The organism is Shewanella surugensis (genome assembly GCF_023284005.1).
Classification (GTDB): Bacteria; Pseudomonadota; Gammaproteobacteria; order Enterobacterales; family Shewanellaceae; genus Shewanella; species Shewanella surugensis.
Window position 1 is genome coordinate 24,866 of record NZ_JAKIKS010000052.1, and the last position, 11,789, is coordinate 36,654.

Sequence of the window (11,789 nt, forward strand, 5' to 3'; positions counted from 1 at the left end):
CCTATTTTAGAATCTGAAATAATTGATTCAGCACACCAGATGACTTCTGGTTTAATGACACTGAATAAAAAGTAAAAATGACGCTGAGCATGCAGAAAAAACCCGCAAAAATCGTCCACAAAGGTAACTGATGGCCAATTTTATATTTGGTATTCACCACATGATCGGTGGCGCTAGTTAACTGTTCTGGCTCTTCATCTTTTAAACGGCGGATCGTTTCATACAATTCGGTATAAATTTTATCGTATTCTTCACGCCCATTCGCCATGACCTTATAGCGACCCTCAAACCCTAAAGAGAAGCATAAAAAGATAAATTCTAATAAATCTTTATATTTATGCGGTTCACTCTCAAGCCGTTGTAAAATAGTGAAGACTTTTTCACCACCCCAAGTTTCATTATGAAAACGAGTCAGTAAAGAATGTTCTGCCCACACACTTTCAGAACCCCATCCAGTACTCATCACCGCTTCATCGATAAAACAACATAATAAATAACGATAAGCCAGTACGATGGCATGCTCATAACCTACAGCCACTAGTTCAGTTTCAATGGCAATAATATCTTCAAGTGTTTGCTGATACAGCTGAGACACCGTTTCTAGTTCAGTGAGTTTTTTTACTCTTAAAGCCATGCCCAGCAAAGGCGTCGCCGCATCGATGAGTAAATTAATACTCTCACCCCGTAATTTAAACCAGTACTGCTGATCGGCATCCATATTTTTGGCATGATCGAATAAATTCCCTTCTAAATTCGGTTCAACCTTTTCTTTTAATTCTTTGTCATCCATTGCCATTAGCTCCTTATGGCCCAGAATTGCAATTCAAGTTCAGAGAAATCACCTGCGACATGGAACGCAAAACCCGATGAATTACTCAACATTCTCCACTCTGGGCTCGAACGCTCAAGTTGGAAATAGGTAAAGCCTGCATGGTAAGGCAACTGCCTCGGTGCCACAGGTAACGGCGTTAACGGTACACCCGGTAATTGCAACGAAATCAGTTCACGGATCTTCTCAACCGACGCTACTTTCGTTTGTTGAATAAACAGTTTTCGTAAATCATCTAATGGCATTTTCGCTTTCACTGCCAAAATGAATTCAGCATCTTTAACCAAATCAGGATCTTGTACTGGCGCAATTTGCAGACCGTACTTACGTTTATGTAACTGTAGAGACACCGCTTTAGGCTCAAGCACGATACTGAGTGACTGCCGAAGTAGCGTCATAATGGGTGAGAATGATTCTAAAGGCAGCTTATGGTTATAAGCCTTAAACTCAGGAGCGATACGACTCTCGTCGGTAAAGGTAAATAACTCACCACAAATACTGACTAAGGTTTCATACAAGCGCTCAGGATGAATACGGCGCTGAGTCGACATGTGCTGTAAAATCGGGTGCATGCGATTAAGCGATTGCAACAACATGAAATCAGACACATCAGCCACGCCACCTTGACTCGGCATACCGATACGTTGGGCAATATTTTTTGCTCTCTCTTTCATCAGTCCCGCCATTTCACCGATAAAGCGATGCAAACGAGGCACGCCAGTCACATTTAAATGGCAAGGAATAAAACTGTCATCCAACATCACGCTGCCGTCGGGGCGTTTTTCTAAAATACGCGCAATAGCCAGTGAACTGTAAGCACTGCGATCGTCTTTTTCTAACATCAAACGCATACGCAAAGGGCTCACATCAATGGTGGTCAAATCCCCTTGTTCGGTATGCACATCACGGACTTCATAACGACGAGACTCATAACGACTCGCATCCATTTTTTCAGCATGTGAAATTTCCGTCACCGAATCTCCTTTCATCGGCAAGGCTAAATACACAATTTGATTCGCTAACGCGCTGTCGGTCACTTCTAATGCGTCGGGCAGTACATCTTCTTGAGGCATGTTAAACACGGTGCCATCGGGCATAACGCCCACGGCATTTTCGATAGCAATGCGACCAAAGCTCAAATACTCTGGATTTAAACTCAGCTGAGTAATGCCATATAAGTAGCCTGTTGTTGAAGACGATTTTGTCTCCACAATATATTCGAAATAACGTTGTTGCTGCTGAAAATGCTGAGGTTTAATAAATAAACCTTCATTCCAAATCACTCGATTTCTAGATGACATAATTACTCTACTATCTCTAATTTAATTTCATGCTCAGTAAAAAACATGAGTAAGTGATATTCCCGCCCGATCGACTTTACCTTGACGACTTTTTTCCATTGCGCCACATTCGGGTCACTGTATTGCGCCATCACGCCGATATAATGCACATCTTCTTTGATTTTTAGCGGTTCAATAAACTTAAACTGATCCGGGAAAATGATGTAATCACTGTGCTTAAGATAATTGGAACCTAATGCGGTTTCATGATCTTCAACCATGGCATCAAAATCGGCCGCCATAAATAAAGAGTCATCTTCAAGTTGAAACACTTGATAGACCACCGGGGTTGATTCACCATTCACATTAGGATTAAGCACATGATCGCCTACCATGCTATAAGTCACTTGGGTCGGTAAACTTTTAGGGGCCCCCACTGGCGTATCAGGATCCCAAATCACCTGACCCGCTTTTTGTGTCGCCTCCCATGCAGAGCTACATGCACCCAATTGAATAAGCACGCTTAAAATGAGCCCTAAACGTACAAAATCCATTAGGCTAACCGCTGTAATTCACGTAACTTTTTATCATAAGCTTGGTCAAATATTTCCCAAAACAGCTTCTCGAAACCTTGTTGACGATTAGAGGTCAACTCTTGATAGTAGCTCTCATACATATTCCAAGCCCAATGCTCTGTGGAATGGGTTTGTACATCGCTGGCGCGGCGATACTTTTTAAAACGCTTCATTAAACCTTCTGGCGAGAAGGCTTCTAAAATATGCCCTAACGATTCCGTTATCGCCGTTTGCACCGCTTCATTATGTAGCTCAATGGTTTGTAAACTTTCCGCGATGGCAGCTTGAGAAGATAAGTGCACCGCGCAAGATTGGCTATCAAATAAGGTTTTCATGGTGTCTTCATAACCCAAACCTAACCGTAATGGATTATCTTCTATGGGCTGCAAATTTTTATTAATGTGCGCATATCGGCTGTTATTGACACTCTGATGCAGCGATAACAAACCTTTAATGGCCGCTTGGAGTGAACTGCCCATTTCCATGGCAACCGCTTGCATTTGATTGGAGTCGTTCTTATTACCGACTTGTACACCTAACCCTCTAAATAGCGGGCCGACAGCTAAATGATTCATCCCTGTATCTAACTCTTCGTTCCAACTTGTTCCCACCTCAGAACTCAGTTCTGATTCGAGTAAATCGAGTGTTTTCTCATCCATAATAAAGTTATCCATGCTAGGTTTTTGCTTAAGTGCTATCGCTGAATCAGTGTCAAATTCAGAATCCGCTTGAACAATAAAATCTTGACCTTGCCAATGCTGATCGTTACCCAATAAATAATCAGCCGTCTCGGTCGAGGTAATTTGCAACTCATCTTGCAGTAAATCTAAACTATCCACCTTGCTTGATTGCAATGCATCTAAGGCTTCCAATGGATCATCTTTCAGCACGGCAGCGGAGGCAGTAACAATCGGTTCGAAGAGATCATCACTGAGTAAGTCCACATCGGTATCGGTTTTAGGGAATAAATCTTCTAGTGCTTGACTGGCCTGGCGTTGCTTTCCTCCCGCGAGCCCAAAATTCACTCGAACATGATACAGACCTAAAATTAACGCATCGTTGTCTTTCAACTTGACCTTTTTTTCAAAACCAATAGGCAAGGTCGCACCATTGATATAGACCGGCCCTGCCAGCTCCATTAAACAAAATTCGCCATCGATTCTGAGTAGCTGACAATGTTGGGGTTTTATATTGTATTCACTGTCATTCAATACCCAATCGGCACTGACAGATGAACCAATAACGCCACCGGTCTCGTCAAATTTATGCGTCGTCGCTAATCCAGATTCCAATAACTGGGTATTCACAACTTGAAATGAAATTGATTTCTGCAATGACTTGCTCCTTATCTATTGCCTTATCTGGATCAGCACTTTCTTTTTTTGCTGAGTCTTACTTAAAAAAGATGACCAACCCAGTTGACCACCTTTTTCATCTCCTAGTGTTAACATTGGCGTCGCTTCTTTCGCGAGGGTCAACTCTAAATCAAACGCCATTTGTTCCCTCAAAACCATTTCCATCACCTTACACAAAGGCTTAAACTCTTTGCCTGAAGGCAAAAAATCTTGAAATAATTCAAAAGAAAGATCGTCAATACAAATCACAAACTTACCCATGACATCGGTCACTTGCTCACCAATCATCGTATCCATGCCTAAACTGGCATTATCTTTTCCCAGCAAAAATTGCTGAGACTCGGGAATACGGACTTTTCTTTTTTCCCACTCTCTGATGGACACATTGTTTAAATCAAAACAGTGAGCAATTATCCCTGAAACGGTCTGAGGTGAACGGCTTCGTCCAGCCAACATGCCCGCATAGGCGAGCATTTTGCACCAGTTAATCGAGGTCTCACCCCGTAAATCTTCATTGGCAAGTCCCACAAGTGAAAACACTTGCGCTGAAAATGCATCACTTGCGTTATCTTGAAATCGAACGTAGTAGCGATATTTTCGCCAGCTTTTGTAAAATAAAGAAATCAGCCTGTGATTAAAAAAATCGAGAAAGTTGCGCTTCATGCCTTCATCTTCTGGATCGGCAATTTGATCCAATAGATAATTCGGTAAAGGCGACTGCGAACCATTTAATCCTAAAAAGGTGGTATCCAGCTGCAAGCGATTATCATCGAGCCGAGTCAGGCTAGACACATCACTACTGGCAAAGCCAAGGCTTGGATCCGCAGTAAAAAATAGTTTGCCTTGTTGTTCCCATTCGCGACTATCCGCATCGTTGCCTTCCAGACGATGTATTAACTCCACCAGTTGGAAAAAGTTATACGAACGCACTTTTTCAGGCATCCTTGCCTGCCATTCGGGTGGCATCAAATTAACGGCTGCTGCCCGATCTGTATATTCCATGTATATCTTTCCTGATTATCCGCATTCACCACAACCAACTCATGAAACGAATTGATGCTGGCATACAAAGAGAAAAAACGGCTAAGTACCGTTCCAAATAAAAACAAATCCCCTTCACTGCCAAATGCAGACTCTTTAAGCGTCACTTCAGACTTCAAGCCTCTAACAGGTAGACCTTTAATAATGCGCTCAGTCGGACCTGAAATGATATCTAAAATGCCCGCTAATCTGTGCTTAGCAATCATCTCGGCCTGTCTATCAACTAAGGCTTTAAAATCATAGGCACGGATCACAGAGCACAAGGCATCTTTCGATAACAAGGAGAGATAATTCAGCGATAAATTAGAAATAAGTGTCCATAACAAGCTGCCATCTAAAGGCGGACGTAATGATGCCGATGGCTCGGTAATATTTTTAAACGTAACAAAACTTGGAGTCTTATCGGTGGCAATACAAATATCCCCTTTACCAAGCTCTTTGGGCAATTGTCTATTGGTGCAAGTTAACCGTAAAGACACCGCTTCGGTCATATTAACCATATGGGTTTCGTCACTGCGGACGAAAGACATTAAATGCTCAAAGCCATTATGGCTAATGCTGTCACGCACTTTAATGCGATAATATAAAGCCAGTCGATGACGCGTGCGTTCAATTTCATGTTGAAAGCTTTCAAATGGGGTATATACACGATTTTGCCCCCGAATTCTCCCAGCTTCCGAATCGGTCCAACCTTGGACATGATCGACACTAAAAATTTCATAATGTCCCGTTTTTCGGCTAGAAGGTACAATCGGATATTCAGTACGACGACCATTAAGCTCAATGGGATCGGCATCATGCTCAAACAGATTAATCGCCGGCACACAGTAAAGCTGCATACTGCCTTTATTAATGCGCACATCAGATGGCAATGTTTTAGAAAATTTGAACCGCAACGTAAAGTCACCAGAAACATGACTGGGGATCACTTTATGAATATTAGTGACATCAACGAAATGAAAGGCTTCAGGAAAGGTAAAATACTCCTGTAAAATGCGATACCCTTCATAGACATTTTTGGGATAAGGTAAAATAGCGTCCTGAGAGTCAAATCCCACCGCTTTTAATGAATGACGCATCAAGGTATAAGCTTTGTCATCCGCAATGAGCTCAATACTATCTAAACAATTATTAAGCCATAAATACAATGTTTTAGCACTATAATCGTCATTACCAAGATAGAAGCGTAAATCATCAAGTCCAATTTGTTGCAAACTGATTTTTGCCGATGAACTTAAAACCACGTCAATGGTCGACGACTCTCGAGAATGAGATGAAATAATATCTTCAACCGTAAAGGGATAAATATCCACGTCACGACAGGTTCTAAACTGGCATATGGTCTCTGAGACAGGATGGCTCTTCATTTCACAACCGGTACTAATTAGCTGCTTCTCATCCATACCTTCATTGGGAGAAAAGGCAATAATGGTCGTACTGGGCACTGGGCGTAAATAATTAGGCCACAGCATATTGATCATTGAATGAGTAAGTTCGGGAAAATCATCATCAATTTTTTCACGTAATCGACCCGTAAGAAAAGCAAATCCTTCAAGTAATCTTTCGACGTCAGGATCGGTACTCTTACCATGTAAATAACGGGCTAATTGAGGATGCATATCCGAAAATTCTTTACCTTGCTCTTTTAAGAAAGCGAGTTCATCCCTGAAATATTTATCTTGTGACACGACTAAATCACTCTGTATTTTCGGTTATTATCCAGAAAAAGCTCAATTTGAATTTTTTCATCCATGTGTGATACTGCCAATTTCCCAACAATATTGAATGTCAGATTTAACGGACTGCTTTCATCATGAAAGACCGTCACTTCAACGTTAGAAATCCGAGGTTCAAAACGCTCAATACAGTTTTTTATCGACAATCTGATCTGTAGGCCCAAATCAAAACTGCCCAATGACGCATCATTAAAGTCGAGTAAACCATACTCGGGGCAGCTTTGAGATTCGCCTATACGCGCATTTAATACTCTCGCAATGCTACGTTTAATTGAATCCATGGTCTCATCCACTGAAGAATGATACGCCGATACTCTTGGCGCATCAGGAATTAAGCGCTCAAAGAAACTACTGCCTCTTAATTTGTTTTCTTCAGTGTCAAACACTATGTGTTACTCCTGATCCAACTTACCCACAAGCGACAACTCGAAGTTAGCACCCATATATTTAAAATGAGGTCTAACTGACATGCTCACTTGATACCAACCTGGATCACCCTCAACATCAGACACGACAATTTTGGCTGCACGTAATGGTTTACGGCTACGCACTTCTGCAGGTGGATTCTCTTGATCGGCAACATATTGTTTAAGCCAACCATTGAGCTCTCTTTCTAGATCTTGACGTTCTTTCCACGCACCGATCTGCTCGCGTTGCAGCACTTTAATATAATGCGCTAAACGGTTGATGATCATCATGTAAGGTATTTGCGTACCTAACTTATAGTTAGTTTCGGCTTCTTTACCTTCTTTTGTTGCAGGGAATACTTTGGGTTTCTGAATCGAATTAGCAGAGAAGAAAGCCGCATTATCACTGCCTTTACGCATGGTTAAGCTGATAAAACCTTCTTCGGCTAATTCGTATTCTTTACGGTCTGTAATTAAAACTTCTGTGGGGATTTTAGCTTGCAATGCACCCATAGTTTCAAAGACGTGTACTGGTAAATCGTCAACCGCACCACCACTTTGAGGACCAATAATATTTGGACACCAACGATAGTTAGCAAAACTTTCCGTTAAACGAGTCGCCAATGCAAACGCTGTATTACCCCATAAATAATCTTCATGGCTCTCACTCACGTTTTCACGATAGTTAAAGCTATTAATAGGATTATCAATCGGATCATAAGGCACTCGCAGTAAGAATCGAGGGGCTGTTAAGCCTAAATATCTTGCATCTTCAGATTCACGTAAACCACGCCATTTGGTGTATTTAGGGCCTTCGAAAGTCGCCTTCAAGTCTTTCAGGTTCGGCAATTCTTCAAAAGATTTAATCCCGAAGAAATCAGGTGCCACTGATGATAAGAAAGGGGCATGCGCCATCGCGCCTACAGCCGATACATACTGCAGTAATTTCATATCTTGAGATGAAGGAGTGAAAGCATAACTGCCCACAATCGCGGCGATAGGCTCACCACCAAATTGTCCATAACCTGATGAATAAACGTGCTTATATAAGCCAGATTGCGTCGTTTCAGGCGCAAATTCGAAATCATCGAGTAATTCACCTTTAGTGACATGTAGCAGCTCGATTTTGATATTTTCACGAAAATCAGTACGGTCAACGAGTAGCTTTAATCCTTTCCACGCAGACTCAATTTGTTGAACATCTTCATGATGTAACACTTCATCCATCTGAGCACTGATTTTCTGATCTAACTCAACCAGCATTTTATCAACAAGCGCTTTATTGACAGGCTCAGAAACTTTGTCTGAACCTAAAATGTTTGAAATAAAGGCAGCCACACCTTTTTTGGCAACATCATAACCTTCATCAACAGGATCCATGCGAGTATGTGCCATGATCTCATCGAGTAAATTGCCACCTTCTAAAGCAGCATTATCGGTTGTTTTAACTTGACCTTCCATGTAGTGATATCCCTCTAATATATTTTGTGTTTCACAATTAACTAAATCCAATTAGTCATCTAACCTTATTTAAAAACGCAATGACAAATTTAATCTTCAGCGTCTTGAAGTTCACGTAATAATTGCTCACGAGAAGCTTCTTCAGAAAATAATTCTTGTAAGCGAACACGAAATGAAGGGATATTACCTAAGGGGCCTTTCAGTGCGACAAGAGCTTCACGAAGCTCGACCAATTTATTAATTTCTGGTACTTGTTTCGCCACTTCATCAGGAGTGAAATCTTCCAATGAATTAAATGACAACTCAAAAGGAAGCTCACTCCCTTCTTCATCAACCAACTTATTAGCAACACTACCAGAAACAGATAACTTGCTTTCTTTCATGACCGAAGAAAAATTAGTTTTGTTGACTGAAACGGCTTCTCTATCTTCAAGCTGAGTTGACTCAGCATGACCTTTAAAATCGCCTACAACTAATAATTTTAACGGAAGCTCCATTTCCGCTTGTGCATCCCCAGTGGCTGGGACATATTTAATATTAATGCGCTCTTTAGGCGCGACGGTTCCATCTTTAGCCATTACAATCTCCATATCATAGATAGTATCGAAAAATTCCATTTGGTACGGCAGCCAACATAAAACAATAAATTACATAATGATACAAATACTTTTCTAAATATTAGCTATCCACAGTCAACTCAAATAAGATGAGAATGTACTGATGATAAATGTAACATTTTAATACTGATTAGCTTAAACCTACCTATTGAGGAAGTATCTTACTTTAATGATTAAAAAAATCAACAGACCAATACACTTGCTAAGGCGTCAAACATGCATCTGTATATAGAAATCACTCCACGATATGAAAATGTCATTGAGCCACTGGCATAGTTAAATTGAAGTGCAACAAACATCATCTTAAATAGCCAGCTGTAGATAATTGATTATGAGCGGCATAATTTGCATAAAAGTGTTCAATTTCAATGCTGAGTTATCATTAACCAGTTATCTGCCCTCCCTAAAGCCCCCCGTTACCACCATTAAAATAAAACAAATACAAACAACTACTTACAATAAATATAAAATACAACATTCAGTATAAAACCTCTACAACACACATCAATAGCAAGCTATATTAATAGTGAAAATGATGCATTCCACTATCATTGAAGTCTTTTACATTGCATTATTCCTTCGTATCCAATAAAACACTCACATCAATAACGATTTAATATTCAAAAAATAAAAGCTAAAATTAAAATAACTTCAATTAAAACGAGTAATTATAAAAAATAAAGTAAAAATATAAATAAAACCCACCTTTTACATTTAACATAATAACAATGTATTACATTAATAAGGACTGGTACTGGCTATAAAACCAAAGTGAATAAAGCATCATTATAACGATTAAGCTATAACGTTGCATGTGTCATGAATTTAATATCATCAGCCTAAAATAAAAGCTTATTCACTAATATTGGTCATTACTTATGATCCAGAACCCTCATTTTTAAAAATAAATAAATCAAGACTAAAGTAAAAGCTCAGAGATCTCTTACAAAAAACTGCAAAGATCTCTATTATTATATCAACTCATTAAGGCCATGACTTTACTCAATGGAAAAGGATCTCGCACACTACCTAAACTATTCTCCGCTTATATTAAAATATTATATTCATTTTCCACATAATGCTAAAATATGTCCTATTGCTACTGAATAATATAATGGAGGCATTATCTGGAAAATCGGCTACATCATTGTCACCCACTATCTAAGGATCAGACACTCTCTATTTTTCACACAAGGATCCGTTAACGCATTTAAGAAAGCCACTACTTGATCAACTTCTTTTCGATTTAAGTCGATACCAGGAAAAATCGCCACCGAAGCATCAACAACGCCTGTAACCGCACCCTCTAAATGATTAACTACAGCAATAGAATTGGCATAAGCATCTGGTTAGAGAGCTTCACAGCTTTGATTATTTTTAATCATCAGATCCATCATTTGAGGCCATTGACAAAAAGGTGCAGCTACATTCAATAACGTAGGCACTCTAAAATGAAAGCCAACGGCCTCATTGTTAGTCACATTCTCTTGAGCAAAATCATAACTAATATTGATATCACTAGGATTACCCAGCCCCATTCCCATTTGAGGAAAGTCACTAAAAAATGGATCTTACTGGTAAATGCATTACCGCTATGACAGCCCGAACACCCAGCGCCTCCTTCCGTTTCACTGGTGAAAAAGAGCAATGCAGCTTCTTTTTACTTGGCGGTTAATGCATTCTAATCACCTTCTAAATAAGCTTACCAAGGGTTATTAACAAACAGCATTGAGCGCTCATATCCGCCTATCGCATCAGCCATTCTGTCAAAGCTAACCTCTTCATTACCAAAGCATTGGAACATGCTATCGGCCATGTTGATGACAAATCCACATCACTATTATCAAAACGTGCAGAAAGCTGTGCTCTTAATGATTGATTATCTCCTGTTGCTGCGAATTGCCCCTGCATCTCTTCAAGTGACGTCACGGGAAATCTTACTTGAGCAGCCGCTAATGTCGTACCCGAATTCGGATCGGCTCTTCGCTGGTCTGCTTCATCTAAGGCGGAATATGGGGTCAATAACCGTCATCGGTAAATTCCAGTCGACTATCCCAAAATAATCCTCTCTCCAGTAAACCAACATTAAATAGCCCCCATCCCGAGTAACTCATGACGGCTCACATCAAACTCATCCACGGCACCCGATAAAGATAAATCATCCCCACGCCCTAATACTGAATGATGACAAGAAAACACAGGCTGCACTTTGTTCACAGCCTAAATTTTTAGCCATAAAAGTGCCTTACCCAAAACCACTTTAGGGTTAGAGATCCCTAGCCCTCTCCTGTCGCTAGGGGAATATTCAGATTGGAGACTAATTCCTGTAACATATTTTCGATTTATTGGAGATCCGCCGCTCGATCATTAGGGGAGGTGCAGGGCGGGAGCATACTTTGTCGGATAATTAACCAAAGAAAACTTTTGCCCTGTAATCATCGTCCCAACTCGCCTTTTTTAGCTTATTTCGCTGACTTGGCGCACCGCA

12 protein-coding genes are annotated in these 11,789 nt (G+C 40.4%); all 12 read right to left on the reverse strand.

What is annotated here, in order from left to right; all coding sequences use genetic code 11:
• Position 1: 1 nt before the first annotated feature.
• Positions 2-790, reverse strand: a complete 789-nt coding sequence (icmH, locus tag L2764_RS13910; RefSeq protein WP_248940856.1) for a type IVB secretion system protein IcmH/DotU — start codon at positions 788-790, stop codon at positions 2-4.
• A gap of 5 nt (positions 791-795) precedes the next feature.
• Positions 796-2,130 (reverse strand): type VI secretion system baseplate subunit TssK, encoded by a 1,335-nt coding sequence (gene tssK / locus L2764_RS13915; protein WP_248940857.1) that lies wholly within the window; start codon positions 2,128-2,130, stop codon positions 796-798.
• Positions 2,131-2,132: 2 nt separating this feature from the next.
• Positions 2,133-2,663 carry a type VI secretion system lipoprotein TssJ gene (gene tssJ, locus L2764_RS13920; protein ID WP_248940858.1) on the reverse strand — a complete coding sequence of 177 codons (531 nt, stop codon included), beginning with the start codon at positions 2,661-2,663 and terminating at the stop codon, positions 2,133-2,135.
• Positions 2,663-4,018, reverse strand: coding sequence for a type VI secretion system-associated FHA domain protein TagH (gene tagH, locus L2764_RS13925; RefSeq protein WP_248940859.1), 1,356 nt, complete (start codon positions 4,016-4,018; stop codon positions 2,663-2,665). Before tagH ends, tssJ begins: the two co-directional genes overlap by 1 nt.
• A gap of 15 nt (positions 4,019-4,033) precedes the next feature.
• Positions 4,034-5,041 carry a type VI secretion system baseplate subunit TssG gene (gene tssG / locus L2764_RS13930; protein WP_248940860.1) on the reverse strand — a complete coding sequence of 336 codons (1,008 nt, stop codon included), beginning with the start codon at positions 5,039-5,041 and terminating at the stop codon, positions 4,034-4,036.
• Positions 5,005-6,768 carry a type VI secretion system baseplate subunit TssF gene (gene tssF, locus L2764_RS13935; RefSeq protein ID WP_248940861.1) on the reverse strand — a complete coding sequence of 588 codons (1,764 nt, stop codon included), beginning with the start codon at positions 6,766-6,768 and terminating at the stop codon, positions 5,005-5,007. Before tssF ends, tssG begins: the two co-directional genes overlap by 37 nt.
• Positions 6,769-6,770: 2 nt before the next feature.
• The gene (tssE, locus tag L2764_RS13940) at positions 6,771-7,202 is read right to left on the reverse strand and encodes a type VI secretion system baseplate subunit TssE (RefSeq protein ID WP_248940862.1); all 432 of its coding nucleotides are present in this window, start codon (positions 7,200-7,202) and stop codon (positions 6,771-6,773) included.
• Between the two features lie 6 nt (positions 7,203-7,208).
• On the reverse strand, positions 7,209-8,684 hold the full coding sequence (gene tssC / locus L2764_RS13945; protein WP_248940863.1) for a type VI secretion system contractile sheath large subunit: 1,476 nt from the start codon (positions 8,682-8,684) through the stop codon (positions 7,209-7,211).
• 89 nt (positions 8,685-8,773) lie between these two features.
• The gene (gene tssB, locus L2764_RS13950) at positions 8,774-9,262 is read right to left on the reverse strand and encodes a type VI secretion system contractile sheath small subunit (RefSeq protein WP_248940864.1); all 489 of its coding nucleotides are present in this window, start codon (positions 9,260-9,262) and stop codon (positions 8,774-8,776) included.
• Between the two features lie 1,388 nt (positions 9,263-10,650).
• Positions 10,651-10,845 (reverse strand): hypothetical protein, encoded by a 195-nt coding sequence (locus tag L2764_RS13955; protein WP_248940865.1) that lies wholly within the window; start codon positions 10,843-10,845, stop codon positions 10,651-10,653.
• Between the two features lie 202 nt (positions 10,846-11,047).
• Positions 11,048-11,323: a hypothetical protein gene (locus L2764_RS13960; protein ID WP_248940866.1), complete on the reverse strand. Its 276-nt coding sequence runs from the start codon at positions 11,321-11,323 to the stop codon at positions 11,048-11,050.
• Positions 11,324-11,386: 63 nt separating this feature from the next.
• Positions 11,387-11,518, reverse strand: a complete 132-nt coding sequence (locus tag L2764_RS27765; RefSeq protein WP_283107011.1) for a hypothetical protein — start codon at positions 11,516-11,518, stop codon at positions 11,387-11,389.
• Between the last annotated feature and the right edge of the window lie 271 nt (positions 11,519-11,789).